The organism is Bradyrhizobium sp. Rc3b (assembly GCF_900114915.1).
GTDB lineage: Bacteria > Pseudomonadota > Alphaproteobacteria > Rhizobiales > Xanthobacteraceae > Bradyrhizobium.
The window spans coordinates 70333-85901 of sequence record NZ_FOUS01000006.1 but is presented as its reverse complement, the minus strand read 5'-3'; the positions used below and the strand labels follow the sequence as shown (position 1 = coordinate 85901).

Below are 15569 nucleotides of genomic sequence, written 5' to 3'. Positions count from 1 at the left end.
TTGGCCGCCGTTCGCCCCTTGACGCAGGCTCAGCGAAAGGGGCACACAAGAGAAGCATGGTGCTCGACGCGGCGCAAAGCGCCGGAGCATAATCGGGAATGGGGGTGGGCGGACCCAGTTGCGGCGCCCAAAACCCCAGCCGCCCCCGCGACTGTAAGCGGTGAGGGACTCCGATCAGCCACTGGGCCGCAAGGTCCGGGAAGGCCGGAAATCCCGGGGAACCGCGAGCCAGGAGACCGGCCCTGCACGTTTTGAGGCCAAGGCCGTCGGGTGTGACGGCAGGAAGGAATTGAGCCATGCATATCGAACCCGGGGTCGTGACGGGCGCCAAGCTCGTGTTGAGTTACGCAACCGGCATCGCCGCAGGCGGCGTTGCGCTGAAGCTTGCGGTGGAGACCGTGCGTGAGCAGGGCATCACGTCGTTCGCAGCGCGGACGCTCGCCACCACAGTCCTTGTGTTCATCTTCTTCGAGATCCTGCCGCACTTCCCGGTCGGCGTCTCCGAGGTGCACTTCATTCTCGGCTCGACACTGTTCCTGCTGTTCGGCGCAGCGCCCGCGGCCTTCGGCCTCGCATTCGGCCTGCTGCTCCAGGGCGTATTCTTCGAGCCGGTCGACATCCCGCAATACGGCATGAACGTCACGACGCTGCTGGTGCCGCTGTTCGCGATCCAGGCGATCGCCACACGGATCATCTCGCGCAACACCGCCTATGTCGATTTGAAGTATCGGCAGGCGTTGGCGCTCTCGACGACCTACCAGGCCGGCGTGATCGCCTGGGTGGCGTTCTGGGCGCTCTATGGCTCGGGCTTTGCGATGAGCAACCTCGCCAACATCGCGACGTTCGCGGCGTCCTATGCGCTCGTCATCGTAATCGAGCCGCTGGCCGATCTCGCGGTGCTGGCACTGGCGAAGTCGCTGCGCGGCGTCACCGCGCCCGGTCTCGTCACCCCGCGCCTGCATAACGCGGCCTGAGAGATAAGCGAACGGGCGGCCAGCAGGGCCGCCCGTCGCGTTCGCGATGCTCACGCTCTCCCTGATAGGCATCGGTTGCGGCGATCCCGACCAGCTGACGCGCGCCGCTGTTCAAGCGATCAACGCCGCCGACCTCGTCCTGATTCCGCGTAAGGGTGCCGCGAAGTCCGATCTCGCCGATCTCAGGCGGACGATCTGCGCGAATGTACTCACCGGCGATAACACAGCCATCGCTGAATTCGACCTTCCCGTGCGCGACGCAGGTGAGGCGGAATACCGCAAGGGCGTGGACGATTGGCACGATGCGGTTGCCGCGACTTGGTCGAAAGCGATTGCGAACCATCTCGAAGGCGAGGGCAAGGTTGCGCTGCTGATCTGGGGCGACCCTTCCCTCTATGACTCCTCGCTGCGGATTGCGCGGCGGCTCAATCCCCTGCCTGACATCGAGGTCGTGCCCGGCATCACCTCGATCCAGGCGCTGTGCGCGGCGCATGCGCTGCCGCTCAACGACATCGGCGAGCCCTTTCTGGTCACGACGGGGCGGCGTTTGCGCGAAGGCGGCTGGCCGGCAGGGGTGGATACCGTTGTTGTAATGCTCGACGGCGGCACGGCATTCCAGTCGCTTGATCCAGCCGGGATTCAAATCTATTGGGGCGCCTATCTCGGCATGCCCGACCAGATCGTCATGTCCGGCGTGCTCGCCGAGGTTGGCCCGCGCATCGTTGCGGCGCGGCAGGAAGCGCGCGAGCGGCATGGCTGGATCATGGACAGCTACATTCTCAAGCGCAGGCCGTAAGCGAGGCAGCATGCTCCCCGAATGGGTCACCCGAAATTGCCCCGATGTCTCCGCCGTGCATCGCGAGGCCGCGATCGCACGGCAGGCGCAACTGACAAAGCCGACCGGTGCACTCGGCCGGCTGGAGCAGCTCGCAATCGAGCTTGCGGACCTGCAGGCGACCGAACAGCCGCGTGCCGCACGGGTGCCGATCATTGTCTTCGCCGGCGACCACGGCATCGTCGCGCAGGGCGTCTCGGCCTATCCGCAAGCCGTGACCATCGCGATGATGGCGAATTTTGCCTCCGGCGGCGCCGCGATCTCGGTGCTGGCGCGCGAGCTTGGCTCGAGCCTGGACGTCGTCGATGCCGGCACGCTAGCAACAGAGGCGATGGCGGGTGTCATCTCCGACAAGCCGCGCCATGGCACGCGCGATTTCAGCGTCGAAGCCGCGCTCGCACCCGCCGAGCTGGCGTATGCCTTCGAGGTCGGCCAGCGCGCGGTTGCGCGCGCGCAAGCCAATCAGCCCGATCTCTTGATCTTCGGCGAGATGGGGATCGGCAACACGACGACGTCGGCGGCGATTGCTGCAGGCCTGCTCGGCATCAGCGCCGAAGAGATCGCGGGCAGCGGCACCGGCGTCGATGCGGCCGGCCGCGCACATAAGGCCCGCGTGATCGACGCGGCGATCGCGCGTCACGGCGTTGGCGGCGCCTCGCCCGAAAAAATCCTGTGTGCCGTCGGCGGCCTCGAGATCGCGGCGATCTCAGGTGCGATCATTGCGGCGGCGCAGCGCCGTATTCCCGTATTGATCGATGGCTTCATCGTATCGGTGGCAGCGCTCGCAGCAGTGCGACTCAATCCGTCGTGCCAGCCGTTCCTGCTGCCGTCGCATCAATCGGCGGAGCAGGGGCATCGGCTGGTGTTGCGCGCGCTGAACGTGCAGCCGTTGATCAGCCTCGATCTCAGGCTCGGCGAGGGATCGGGCGCCGCCATCGCGCTGCCGCTGGTGCGGCTCGCTTGTAGCCTTCACAACGGCATGGCGACGTTTGCGCAGGCCAATGTGCCTGACAGACCTAACTGATCGGCTGATTGACGGAGACGACGCGCCAGCCGCTCGCGAGGCGATCGATCCGGGTCAGCGACAGCGGATCGACCACGAAGCGCAAGGCGGCCTGCGGCGTCAGATCCAGCGCGATGCAGAGCGCGGCGCGGATGGTGCCGGAATGCACTACGAGCGTGGCCGATCCGGCTGCGATCCGCGACAGGCCCAGCCGGACACGCGCGACCTGATCCGCAAAGCTTTCGCCGCCGGGCGGCCGTCCGCCAGCCGGATCGCTCCAGAACTGCGCATAGGCCTCACCGCGGGTCGCCTCGAGTTGGTCATGGCGGTGGCCGGTCCAGTCACCAAAATCCTGCTCGCGGAATTCACTGACCAGCTTCGGTTCGAGCCCCAGCGCGCGTGCCGTCTCGATCGTGCGCCGCGACGGGCTGGCATAGCCGGCGGCATCCGGTGGCAGGCGCCGTCGCACAGCGTCCAGTTGCACGCGATCGCTGAGATCGGCCGGCGCGTCGGCGGCATGGATGGTGCCTGTGACGCCCGCGACGGGCGCGTGCCGTATCAACCAGAGGAAGGTCTCGCCTTCCATGCTCATCTCCAAGGAAGTTGGTCGTTGTGGCCATAACGCCGCAACTGGCACATTGACTCTGTTGTGATGGTAATCCTAGATGCTCGCGACGGTTTCCCCGAGAGGGGATGAAAAGGGAATACGGTGCGGGGACATTGTCCCCAACGCCGTGGCTGCCCCCGCAACTGTGAGCGGATAATCCTTCGTCAGAAGCCACTGGGTCCTCGGTCCCGGGAAGGCGACGAAGTGGTGATGACCCGCGAGCCAGGAGACCTGCCGTCAGCCGTGGTCACACGCGAAGATGTCGGTCGGGGAGTACAGACATTCGGCTTCATCGGACGGCTGAAGAGCCAAAAGGTGAGACCTCGTTCGCTGTGACGTGCCACTGACGTCATACCGAGGTCCGAAAACCGTGTCTTCCATCCGTATCGTACGACCGCGACAATTCCTGCTCGCATCCGCTGCGCTCACATCCCTTGCCGCACTCGATCTGCCCGCTGCGCTGGCGCAGCAGGCCCGGGAACCCCTGCCGCCCGTCGAAGTATCGCCGGCCCAATCCCGCAAGCAGGCCAAGCCTGCCGCCCGGGAGGCGCAGAGCGCGCACCGGCAAGCAGCGCGCAGGCCGGCGGCCGCGGCAGCGATGCCGAAGCCCGTCGTGCCGGCTACGGCACCCCCGACGCCGCTCAACAGCAATGCCGTCGCCGAAAGCGCTTCGCGGCTCGGCCTGACGGTGCGACAGACGCCCGCGACCGTCGAGGTGATCTCCGCCGAGACCATGCGCGAGCAGGGCTATCGCACGGTGTCCGACGTGGCCCAGGGCGCGGTCGGCGTCACCGCCGGCGATAACCCGGCCGAACCTTCCGCCTTCTCGATGCGTGGCTTCACCAACAGCCAGATCAACACGCTCTACAACGGCATCAAGATCGGCCCGCAGAACATGACCTCGCGGATCATGGACACCGCCAATCTGGAGGCCGTGGAATTCCTGAAGGGCCCGGCATCGCTGATCTCGGGTGAAGGCGCCGCCGGCGGCGCGATCAATTTTGTGACCAAGCAGCCGCACACGGGACCGATCCGGAACGAAGCTGATTTCTCCTGGGATTCGCTGAATTCGTTCCGCGCGCATTACGGCTCGGGCGGCAGCACCAACGTCCAAGGCCTCGACTATCGCTTCGACATCAGCCGTTCCGCGCTCAACGGCTTTGCCGACGACACCAATACCAAGATGCTCGATGTGTCCGGCCAGCTCAATTACCGCATCTCCGACAGTCTCAAGATCTGGGGCGCGATCGAGTATCGCGAGGACCGTTCGAAAGCCTATTGGGGCGCGCCGCTGGTGCCGATCGCCTTCAGCGGCTCGCACGCGACGACGAGGATCGTCTCCGGTAATTACTTCAACAGGACTGATCTTGGCGCGGTCACGATCGACGACCGCACCTTCAATACCAACTACAACGTCCTCGACAATCGCAATGTCGCGCAGGAGGTGTGGCTGCGCGGCGGCTTCGAGCTGAAGCTGGCGCCGGACCTGACGCTGAAGAGTCAAGCCTATGGCTACGGCGCCGAGCGCACCTGGTTCAACAACGAGATCGAGGCGTTCGATTCCACCAACAACCAGGTGTATCGCGAGCGCTTCTATGTCGCGCACAGCCAGCGCCTCGTCGGCAACATCACCGATTTGATCTGGGACGCTGATATCGCGGGTTTCGACAATCGGCTGGTCACGACGTTGTCATCGAGCTATCTCGACTTCGTCAGGCCGGGCGCGGCAAATTTCCCGAACGATTATGTCTCGCTGGTCGATCCCAACCGCGGCTTTTACGGCTCGCTCACGACGCAGCAGCAGACCGCGCGCATCAACAACGAGGCGCTGTCGTTCGAGGACCGGCTGAAGCTGACGCGGACCTTCGCGCTGATCGGCGGCCTGCGCGTCGAGCATATCGGGCTCGACCGCAATTCGACCGATTCCGCCGGGCTTGTGAGAGCCGGCTTTCCGTTCACGAAAGACTGGGCGCCGGTGACGGGCCGCATCGGTTACACTTGGGAGGCCGTGCCCGGCCTGATCTTCTTCAGTCAGTACGCCACCGGCGCCGACGTCTCCGCGAACACCAGCTTCCTGCTGTTGCCGACCCAGCCGCTCGACCTGACGACCGCGCGTACCTATGAGACCGGCGTCAAGCACCTGTTCTGGGACAACCGGGCGGAGTGGTCGTTCTCGGCCTATGACATCGTGCGCAAGAACGTCTATGCCGCGGCCGGCGGCATGGCGCTCAACATCGCCGGGCGCCAGGAATCCAAGGGCGTCGAGCTTGCCGCTTCGGTTCGTCCGATCGATCCGCTGCGTCTGTGGGGCAACATCGCCTATGTCGATGCCCGCTATGCCGACTACAATTTCGCCGGCGGCTCGTTCTCCGGCAATACGCCGCCGAACGTGCCGCGCATTGTGGCGAATGCTGGCGCGTCCTGGCGCTTCTTCACGCCCTGGCCGGTAGAGCTCGGCATCGTCGGCCGCCATGTCGGCGACCGCTACAACACCGATGCCAATGTCGTGACGATGAAGGCCTATACCGTCGCCGACGTCTATGCCTTCGTCGACATTCCCAAGACGGTGTTCAACGCGGTCGATCAGGCCCGCCTGACCTTCCGCGTCCGCAACATCACCGATAAGCGCTATGCGATCTGGGGCGATCCGTTCTATCCCGACCAGATCCTGCTCGGCGCGCCTAGGACCTACGAGCTCTCGGCCGCGTTCAAATGGTAGGATCATGAACGCATGATGGGCGCGATCGTCCTTGCGCATCGCTGGCTCGGGATCGCGTTCTGCCTGCTGTTCGCGATGTGGTTCGCGACGGGGATCGTGATGCACTTCGTGCCGTTTCCGTCGCTGACGGAAGCGGAACGGTTTGCCGGCCTGGCGCCGGTGGATCGCGAAGCGGCGAGGATCCCGGTTGCGGCGGCGGTCGCTGTGAGCGGGGTCGCGGACGCCGTGCGCGTCCGGCTGATCCAGCGGAGCGATGCAGCGGTCTACATCGTGTCGGGATCATCGCGCGTGCGCGCGGTCCGCGCCTCCGACGGAGCGGATGCGTCGGTCGCAATTGCCGATACCGTCCTTGCGATTGCGCGGGAGCACGCGCGCAATCGCGGGCTCGATGCCGTGCAGGCCGCGGTCGTTGCCCGTCCGGACTATGATCAGTGGAGCGTGCCGAACGGCTTCGATCGCCATCGGCCGCTGTTTCGCGTGGCCTTCGGCGATGCTGCCGGGACGGAAGTCTATGTCTCCTCGCCCACCGGCGAGATCGTCCTGGATACGACGCGGCGCGAGCGGGGCTGGAATTGGGCCGGTAGTGTCCTGCACTGGATTTATCCGACGGTCCTGAGAAGCAACTGGCTCCTGTGGGATCGCGTCGTCTGGACGCTGTCATTGCTGGCCTTGATCGCGGCAATGCTTGGTGCGGTGCTCGGGATCGCGCGGGTGAAGCTGCGAGGGCGCCGGATGTCCTCGCCCTATCGTGGCTGGCACGCGTTGCACCACGTCATTGGCCTCGCGGCAACAATGTTCGTGCTGACATGGAGTCTCAGCGGCTGGCTCTCGATGGATCACGGCCGGCTGTTCTCGCGCGGACAATTGACCTTGGCCGAATCCGGCGTGATGAACGCGCCGCTTGATTGGGCGGCTGCCTCATGGCTCGATCGGCAGCCGATATCGCCCTCGGCCCGGGAGATCGAATGGTTTGCCTTCAACGGCAACGTCTATCGCCGCGATCGGGTGAGCCTTGACCATCAGGTCTTGATCAAAGCAGGGGACGCGTCCCGCGACGGACCAACGGAATTTCTGGACGTGCATGAGATCCAGAGTCTCGTGGCGCACCTTGCTGCCGGCTGCGGCGCGGCGTCCGTTCTTGCTGGCAACGACGATTACCCCGCGCAATCGGCTATTGCCGGTGCGCCCGTCTACCGTTCGCGCTGCGGCGACCTCTGGTTCGATATCGACGGTGCCGACGGCAGTGTGCTGCAAAGGCTGGATGCCTCGCGGCGGGCCTATCGCTGGCTCTACAGCGCGCTCCACACCCTCGATTTTCCCCTTCTGGTGGCGCACCCGCGTCTGCGCGATACCATCATCGTCGGACTCTGTGTGTTGGGACTGGTGTTCTCCGTCACCGGGATCGCGATTGGCTGGCGGCGTCTGCGGCCCCGACCGACGCGCATGTCCTGACCGAGGGCCGGCGGTTATATCGGCTCTCTCTAATCCAGACCGGTCTTGCCCGGTGCCCAATAGGCTTTCGCTCTGATCCGCGATGATGCGACGCCGGCGGCCTTCAGGGCGCGGCCGACGCGCTGGATCGAGGGTGCCTTGCCGGTCAGGACGAACTGTGCGCCGTTTGCGGCAAGACGCAGCAGCTCGGATTCTGCAGTTGCAAGATGGGTGTCATCGGCACTGCGTGCGATTAATCTGGCCTGGCCGAGGCCGATGGAATCCAGCACCAGTCTCGACTCCGCGACATCGGCGGCCTCGAACAGATGGAGCGCGCCGCCAGCCTGTAGGCTGTCGCGCAACGCGGCCGCAAGGCCGAACGAGGTTTCATCGCCGAACAGAACGATGGGCGCTCCGAGGTCCGCGAGGTCGAACGAGCGGCGTGGACCAAAGAACTGGCAGGCGTTGCCCGCGCGCAAGCCGCTGGCCCAGCGGCTGCCGGGGCCATCGCCATGTGCAAAGGCGAGCAGCCGCGTTCTGCCGTTGCCGGCGTCCCACGACATCGGCGTATAGGTGCGCGCGCTCAGGCCCGAGCCCATCGCGACCTGGATCTTGTCGCCGGCCGTCCAGGCGACGTTCTCCAGCGCTTCGCCTTCGAGCTCGACGAGCCGGAAATGCGGCGAGAGCGTCCTGACGCCGGCAACGTGTGCAGGACGCATCAGCCATCGCAGCAACATCCGCGTGAGCCGTCCCTGCGGTGCCCGCGATGGCTCGGACGTTTGTGGCTCGTGAGCGGGCTCGTTCAAGTTTGGCTCCATCACAGGGTTCACCGCCGTGCCGATCATCTGGCTTTGATCGTGAATTCGTTGCCACGTCCCGGCTCGAACGGCAGCGATAGTGAGAGGTAGCCGTTCTCGGGATCGCGCACGTAGTCGATATAGCCCGAAGCTTCCTCGAGCGCGTTCTCGCCGACGATGAGCGCGCCGCGCTTCAGGTGCGGCTCCAGCAGCCTGAGAATGGGAAGATAGAGAGTGAAAGCGCCATCGAGCATCACCATGTCGACCTCGCCGCCGAGGCCGGAGCTGAGCGTTTGGCGCGCATCGCCGTGCCTGAACTCGACGAGGTCGGCGAGCCCCGCGGCGGCAAGGTTCGCTTGCGCCCGCTCGATCTTGCCGGGTTCGAGATCGGTCCCGATCAGACGGCCGCCACCGATGTCGCGCAGGCCCGCCGCCATGTAGATCGCGGAAATCCCCATCGAGGAGCCGAACTCGACGATGCGCTGTGCCTTGGTGGCACGGACGCACATGTAGAGGAAGCGTCCGAACCGCGGAGAGACGCTCAGGAAATTGTCCGCAAGTCCACGATAGACTTCGTTCAGATCACGGCTCTCGGCGGCGATGGTCTTGCTGATGATCTCATCCCGGCTCTTCGCTTCGTTCGCGAAGGTTTGCATCAGTTGTCCGTCGGCGACCTCCGCTTCCTGGTGAAGACGAAGGAGGACGTCGGCGACGGCGCCCTTGCTGAGTGAATCCATGTCGGTCGGCTCCTTAATGCGCCCGCCGGGCGCTTCGGAGCCTGGATACGAAATGGTCCCTCAGACCGCATTCCGCGAACGGGACAATCGATTGCGAATTCCGGTCAGTGTGCGCCGATGCGGCGTTCGGCCAGATATCGCGCCGGCGGCTTGCCCAGCGCCTTGCGGAACATGATGACGAAGGCGCTGGCCCCCTCATAGCCGAGATCGAGCGCCACCGCTTGAACCGATGCGCCCTGGTCGAGGCGCTGAAGCGCGATCAGGATGTGGAGCTGCTGGCGCCAGCGGCCGAAGCTCATGCCGGTCTCGCGTTGCAGGATGCGGGTGAGGGTGCGCGGGGCGACGGCCATGCGCCGGCTCCAATCCTCGATCGTCGCGCGATCGGAAGGATCAGTCATCATCGCGCTGGCGATCCGGCGCAGCCTGGCATCGGCCGGCATCGGGAAGAGCAGCTCTTCGGCGGGAGCCAGCGACAGCTGGTCGAGCAACACCGCGGCGATCCTGCCGTCGGCGCCGTCGAGATCGTACATCACCGGCATGTGGGTGGCATGCACCAGCAAACGCTCGAGCAAGGGCGAGATCGTCAGCGCGCAGCATTGCCGCGGCAGCGCCGGTACCGCCTCCGGTTCGACGAACAGGCAATGCATCTCGACGTCGCCGGCGACGCTGACGCTGTGCGGAACATGCCCGGGAATCCACACCGCACAGCGCGGCGGGACGATCCAGACGCCGTGTCCGGCCTCCAGCCTGACGAGGCCGCGCGTGGTCAGGACGAGCTCGTCCTTGCGATGCTCGTGCATGGCCAGCTCCATGCCCTTGGTGACCATCTGGCCCCCGAAAGCGGCAACGGCGCGCGGCACGGTTTCAGGATCGAAATCCCCGAGATCATCGGGGTTCATATGGTCGTCGTTGAGCCGGAAGAAGGGCATGGCAGGCGATGGTCGATCCGAACATGACTGGCGGGTTCAGGCAATATCTGGCCCGCGATCGCGACTTTCAACGCAGGACGTTCGAATCTCGATGGTTTCTAACGAGCTCGTCCCACCGGATCGCGGCGCTGCTTGCGAGACGATATCCTCGCTTACTATACAATAAAGAAAGGCTGTGCCGCCTGCCGTGCATAGCTCATAGGATACCAACCTCGCGTCCGATCGCCTGCAAATTAGACAGATGATCTTTGACGTTGCGATTGCACTGCAACGGACGTGACGGTTTGCGCCGAAAAACCCGTGGTGCGATGCACTTTGCTGGTGTTCAGCAGTCGACATCTGCATGCTCTCCGCGCGGGCAGAGCTGCACCAAAACGTGCAACCGAATTTGCGGCTCGCGGCGCCGGCCCGGTGGTTTGCGACAACTCTGGCTCTATCCCGACCTGACCGCTCTGTCGCACACTCGCGGACAATGGCAAGACAAGGGATGCATGATGAGCGCTCTCGGTTGGGCATTGGATGTCGCGATGGACGGTAACAGCCCGGCGTCCGGTTCGGACCTCATCCGTCGCTGCCCCCGCACATGAGCTCCTCCGAAAATCACTGGGAGGTTGGCACCGATATCGGCGGCACCTTCACCGATATCATCGCGATCCGGCGCGATTCATCGGAGGCGCGGATCGCAAAGGTGCCGTCGCGCCCCGGCGCTCCGGTTCAGGCGATGCTGGAAGCGATCGAGGCGGTGGGCCTGCGCAAAAGCGAGGTCAGGCGCTTCGTCCACGGCACCACGCGCGTGACCAACGCTATCGTCGAGGGCCGGCTGCCGAAGGTGGCGCTGGTTGCGACCGAGGGCTTTGCCGATGTGCTCGAGATTGCGCGTTATCGCCGCCGCGATCTCTACCGTCTCGACGTTCCGCCGAAATCGCCGCCGCTCGTGCCGCCTGAGCGCTGCTTCGGGCTCGCCGAGCGCCTCGATCACGAGGGACGCGTGCTGAAGCCGCTGGAACAAGCGGAGATCGAGCGCCTGGTGGCCTGGCTGAAGGAGGCCGGCGTTCAGAGCGTCGCGGTGGCTCTGCTTCACGCCTATGCCAATCCGGTGCACGAAAAAATGCTCGGCGAGCGCCTCAAGGACGTCGTCGCCCATGTCTCGCTGTCGCACGAGGTCAATCCCGAGGCACGCGAATATGAGCGGACCTCGGCGACCGTGTTCAACGCCGCCGCGATGCCGATTGCGGTGGAATATCTGAGCGAGCTGGAGCAGCGGCTGCCGATCGGGCCGGGGTTGCAGGTGTTTCATTCCGCCGGCGCGATGATCCCGATCTCCGCGGTGAAACGTCGCCCGCTTGTGATGGCAATGTCGGGCCCGGCCGCCGGCGTCTCGGCGTCGGTCAGCATCGCGCGCCAGCTCGGCACGCCGCGCATGCTGACCTTCGACATGGGCGGCACCACGACGGACGTTTGCCTGATCGTCGACGGCCAGGCCGAGATGACCGACGGCCGCATGCTCGGCGACAAGCCGCTGCGCCAGCCGATGCTCGCGGTTCACTCCATCGGGGCGGGCGGCGGATCGATCGTGCGCAACGGCCCGGGTGGTCTGACCGTCGGGCCGGAGAGTGCCGGCTCCGAGCCGGGTCCGGCCTGCTACGGCCGCGGCGGCACCGAGCCAACCATCACCGACGCCAACGCCGTGCTCGGCTATCTCAATCCCGAAACCAAACTCGGCGACCGGATCGGCATCGACGTCCAGGCGGCCAGGCGCGTCATCGAGCCGATCGCGCAGGCGTTGGGGCTGAGCCTGACCGAAACGGCGCTCGGCATCATCAAGGTCGCCAACGCGACGATGGCCCGCGCGCTGCGCCGCGTCACGGTCGAGCGCGGCATCGACGGGCGCGACTGTACGCTGCTCGCCTTCGGCGGTGGTGGCCCCATGCATGCCGCGGGGCTCGCCGATCTCTACGGGATTGCGCAGGTCGTCGTGCCCAGCGCATCGAGCGCGTTCTCGGCGCTGGGCTGTCTCACCGCCGACTTCAGCTTCCTGCAGCAGCAGACCTTGCGCGCCGGTCTCGACGGCATCGATCTCGTACGCGTATCGGAGCGCATAGGGGCGCTCATTGACGATGCGTCGGCGCCGCTGATCGCCAACGGTGTCGCGAAGGCGGAGATCGAAATCGAGCTGGTGGCGCTGATGCGTTACGCGGCGCAGAACGACGCCATTCCAGTCCCGCTCGCACTGCCGCTCGACGTGATCAGGCTCAAGAGCGATTTTCTGGCGCGGCATCACGAACTCTTCGGCTATGCGACGAGCGAGCCCTGCGTCATCGAATCCGTGCGGGTGCAGGCGCGCCGGCCGTCGACAACGGTGGTGAGCCGGCCGGCGACAGCGGCGAGGGCGATGTCGTCAGGCACGCGCCTTTGCTCGTTCGACGGCTACCCCGACATCGCGACAGGGATCATCGACCGTGCCTCGCTGGCCGACACCGTCCGCGGCCCAGCCATCATTGAAGACGCCTGGTCGACCGTGGTGGTGCCGCCGGGTTGGCAGGCGAGGCCCGATGCCGCAGGCAATCTGTTCCTGACGCGGAGGGCAACATGAAGCTCGATCCGTTCGTCGTCGAGGTCATCCGGCACGGTCTCTCCGCTGCGGCCGAGGAAATGAGTCTGGTGATGACGCGGTCGGCGCGCTCGCCGCTGCTGCGCGAGGCCGGCGATTTGTCGTCGGCGATCACGGACGGCCATGGCGGCCTGGTCGGGCAGGGCCGCGACATCCCCATCCACCTTGGCGCGATGGCTTACACGGTCCCCGAATTGCTGAAGGTGGTGCCGCGCGACAGCCTGAACGACGGCGACGTGCTGATCTACAATGTCGGCGCGCTCGGCGGCAATCATCTCAACGACGTCAAGGTCGTGCGCCCCGTCTTCGTCGATGGCGAGATCGTGGCGTTCGCGGTCAGCCTCGCGCACTGGCCGGATATCGGCGGCACCTGGCCCGGCAGCTATTTTGCAAAAGCCATCGACACGTTCCAGGAGGCGATGCGTATCCCGCCGGTGCTGATCGCGACCGCAGCCGGCGTCATCGCGCCGATCGTGCAGCTGCTCAAGGCCAACGTCCGCGACGCCGAATCCTGCGAGGGTGATCTTCTCGCGCAGATCGCGGCAACCAAAGCCGGCGAACGGCGCATCGTCGATCTCTGCCGCGAGCACGGCAAGGCGGTGTTCACCGCGACGCAGTCGCGCCTGCACGATCTCTCCGAAATCGAGATGCGCGAGGCGTTGCGCGCCTTGCCGGACGGGATCTACGAAGGCGAAGATCATCTCGACGACGGCAGCGCGAACGACGCGCCCGCGCGTATCCACGTCAAGATTACCATTGCCGGCGACGAGGCGACCTTCGACCTTTCGGGGAGCTGTGACCGCGTCTCGAATTTCTGCAACACGACGCCGTTCATGGCGCGTTCGGCCGTCGCCTATGCCGCGCGCATCATGAGCGGGCGCGACATGCAGCAGAATGCCGGCGCGCTGCGCCCCCTGACCATTATCACCCGCCCGGGCTCGATCCTGGAGCCGGGTTGGTCGGCCTCCGTCGCCGCCGGCAACCACGAGACGTCGATGCGCATCGTCGATGCGATCTTCCGCGCCATGCAGGACACCATCCCCGAACGATTGTCGGCGGGCGGCGCCACCACCGCAGGCGTCCTGTTCTTTGCGCAGCCGCGGCAGGACGGTTCCTGGAAGATGCTCTACGAGGTCCACGGCGGCGGCGAAGGCGCGCGTCACGACCGGGCCGGCATCTCGGCGACCCGGGTGCATCTGTCCAACACCTCGAACACGCCGGTCGAGGTGATCGAAGCGAACTACGCGATCCGCCTCGAGCAGCAGGCCATCCGCCGGCAATCCGGCGGCGCCGGCGTCCACCGCGGCGGCGATGGCGTCGTGCGCGCTTACCGCATTCTGGCTCCGTCCATGCATCTGACCACCTGCATCGAGCGCATGGTGATTCCCCCGTTCGGCATGCAGGGCGGTGAACCCGGCAAGGCCTGTCGCATCTCGCTTGTCAGGCAGGGCGTAAACGTCGCGATCGACGGCAAATCCAACCTCGTGCTGCAGCACGGCGATCTCGTCACCGTCGAGACTTGCGGCGGCGGCGGCTACGGCGCTGAAGCTGCGGAGTGAAGGGATTGCGATGAGCAAATTGTTGCGAACCGGGCTGAACGCGGGCGACAACGCGCCTATGGCCGTGGTCGGCGGCGAGGGCGTCTATTTTCATCTTGCGGACGGCCGCAAGCTCATCGACGGCAGCAACACCGGCGGCGGTCTCGGTCACCGTCATCCCGCGATGGTGGAGGCGATCCGCCGCGCGGCGGATACGCCCGTCGTCAACGAGGGCTGGACCTGGGTCGGCCGCGAGCAGGCCGCCGACGATTTGATGGCGACGGCGTTCGGCGGTGAGGAGGATTGGGTTGGCGCAGTGCGCTTCTGCATCAGCGGCAGCGAGGCCAACGACATGGCGCTGTCGCTCTGCCAGGCCTTGACGCAGCGCTCGGCGCTAGCGACGCGTGAGCGTGCCTATCACGGCATCACGGGCCTGTCGCGCAGCATGACCGTGCAGCCGCAATGGCATGGCGGCCTTGCGGTGCACTCCGGCGGCTCCAGGCTACCGGCGCCGATGGCGCCGGTGCGAATCCTGCCGGCGCCGGATGGCGCGATCTACGGTGGGCCGGCCAGCAACAAGCCGCCGCGCGAATATCTGGCCGACGCCACGCGTCTGCTGTCGGATACCGCGGCGACGATCATCGACTACACCCAGGGCGGCATCTATTACGACGGCGCCTATCAGGACGAAGTGGCGCGCTGCGCGCGACAAGCGGGCTCATACTGGATCGCCGACGAGGTCGTCACCGGCGCGGGCCGCGCCGGGCGCTGGTTCGCGTTTCAGGGCGCCGAAAGTCGCCCCGATATCGTGACGCTCGGAAAGTCGCTCGGTGGCGGTGCGGCCGCAGTGGCGGCGGTCGTCGTGTCGAAAGAGATCGTCGAGCGGTTGAATGGCACGAGCTGGCAGAATTACGGCACCTTGCGGGGCCACCCGATCAGCATGGCCGCCGTCAGCGCTTACCTGAAGGTCATCAGCGAAGAGAAGATTCTCGAGCATGTGAAGAGCCTCGAAGAGCTGTTCAGCCGCCGCCTGCTCGCGATCGCGCAGAAACATCCCAGCGTCCAGCGCGTGGCGGGGCAAGGGTTGCACTGGACGGTGGAGCTGCACGGACCGGACTGGCGCTCCTGGCACGCCGACACCACCGAAGTGCCGATCGCCTCGCGCGTCGCGACGCGGGCGCTGGAAGCCGGCGCGGTGATCGGAACCAGCGGCGAGCAGGTTTCGCTGTTCCTGGCACCGCCGCTCGTCATGTCCGAACGTGAGGCCGACCAGCTTCTGGACGCGCTCGATCATGGCCTCGATGTCGCCGACGAGGAGCACCGATGAGCGCCGATCGCGCCACAAAAACTGTCCAACCCATCCGGCTGGAAACCTTCGGCGGTGCCGC

12 protein-coding genes and 2 riboswitches are annotated in these 15569 nt (G+C 65.8%); of the genes, 8 read left to right on the top strand and 4 right to left on the bottom strand.

Features of this window, described 5'->3' with window-relative positions; all coding sequences use genetic code 11:
* Positions 1-40: 40 nt before the first annotated feature.
* Positions 41-259: riboswitch (cobalamin riboswitch) on the top strand.
* Between the two features lie 37 nt (positions 260-296).
* From BM190_RS15460 to cobT, 3 genes are read left to right on the top strand one after another with little or no spacing between them, the layout of a single operon-like run.
* On the top strand, positions 297-974 hold the full coding sequence (locus tag BM190_RS15460) for an energy-coupling factor ABC transporter permease (RefSeq protein WP_092256176.1): 678 nt from the start codon (positions 297-299) through the stop codon (positions 972-974).
* 46 nt (positions 975-1020) lie between these two features.
* On the top strand, positions 1021-1770 hold the full coding sequence (cobF, locus tag BM190_RS15455) for a precorrin-6A synthase (deacetylating) (protein WP_092256175.1): 750 nt from the start codon (positions 1021-1023) through the stop codon (positions 1768-1770).
* Positions 1771-1780: 10 nt separating this feature from the next.
* Positions 1781-2833, top strand: coding sequence for a nicotinate-nucleotide--dimethylbenzimidazole phosphoribosyltransferase (gene cobT / locus BM190_RS15450; protein WP_092256173.1), 1053 nt, complete (start codon positions 1781-1783; stop codon positions 2831-2833).
* Here the strand turns inward: cobT and BM190_RS15445 are convergent.
* The gene (locus tag BM190_RS15445) at positions 2826-3398 is read right to left on the bottom strand and encodes a histidine phosphatase family protein (protein ID WP_177237092.1); all 573 of its coding nucleotides are present in this window, start codon (positions 3396-3398) and stop codon (positions 2826-2828) included. The genes cobT and BM190_RS15445 overlap by 8 nt on opposite strands.
* Before the next feature lie 72 nt (positions 3399-3470).
* A riboswitch (cobalamin riboswitch) is annotated at positions 3471-3672 on the top strand.
* Between the two features lie 117 nt (positions 3673-3789).
* On the opposite strand from BM190_RS15445, the gene BM190_RS40415 reads away from it, so the two are divergent.
* Positions 3790-6138 (top strand): TonB-dependent receptor, encoded by a 2349-nt coding sequence (locus BM190_RS40415; RefSeq protein ID WP_177237091.1) that lies wholly within the window; start codon positions 3790-3792, stop codon positions 6136-6138.
* Positions 6139-6150: 12 nt separating this feature from the next.
* A complete protein-coding gene (locus tag BM190_RS15430; RefSeq protein WP_092256167.1) occupies positions 6151-7590 on the top strand; it encodes a PepSY domain-containing protein in 1440 nt (479 codons plus the stop codon).
* 29 nt (positions 7591-7619) lie between these two features.
* Here the strand turns inward: BM190_RS15430 and BM190_RS15425 are convergent, their stop codons facing one another.
* From BM190_RS15425 to BM190_RS15415, 3 genes are all read right to left on the bottom strand, one after another.
* On the bottom strand, positions 7620-8288 hold the full coding sequence (locus BM190_RS15425; RefSeq protein WP_244550652.1) for a siderophore-interacting protein: 669 nt from the start codon (positions 8286-8288) through the stop codon (positions 7620-7622).
* Positions 8289-8410: 122 nt separating this feature from the next.
* Positions 8411-9103 (bottom strand): O-methyltransferase, encoded by a 693-nt coding sequence (locus BM190_RS15420; protein ID WP_092256158.1) that lies wholly within the window; start codon positions 9101-9103, stop codon positions 8411-8413.
* A 104-nt stretch (positions 9104-9207) separates the two neighbouring features.
* A complete protein-coding gene (locus BM190_RS15415; protein WP_092256155.1) occupies positions 9208-10032 on the bottom strand; it encodes an AraC family transcriptional regulator in 825 nt (274 codons plus the stop codon).
* 583 nt (positions 10033-10615) lie between these two features.
* Between BM190_RS15415 and BM190_RS15410 the strand changes: the two genes are divergently transcribed.
* Genes BM190_RS15410 through BM190_RS15400 form a run of 3 tightly spaced genes read left to right on the top strand, consistent with a single transcriptional unit; the run spans position 10616 to position 15508 of the window.
* On the top strand, positions 10616-12625 hold the full coding sequence (locus BM190_RS15410; protein ID WP_092256152.1) for a hydantoinase/oxoprolinase family protein: 2010 nt from the start codon (positions 10616-10618) through the stop codon (positions 12623-12625).
* Positions 12622-14202 carry a hydantoinase B/oxoprolinase family protein gene (locus tag BM190_RS15405; protein WP_177237090.1) on the top strand — a complete coding sequence of 527 codons (1581 nt, stop codon included), beginning with the start codon at positions 12622-12624 and terminating at the stop codon, positions 14200-14202. The genes BM190_RS15410 and BM190_RS15405 overlap by 4 nt, the downstream gene beginning before the upstream one ends.
* 10 nt (positions 14203-14212) lie before the next feature.
* Positions 14213-15508, top strand: a complete 1296-nt coding sequence (locus BM190_RS15400; protein ID WP_092256145.1) for a class-III pyridoxal-phosphate-dependent aminotransferase — start codon at positions 14213-14215, stop codon at positions 15506-15508.
* The last annotated feature ends 61 nt before the right edge of the window (positions 15509-15569 follow it).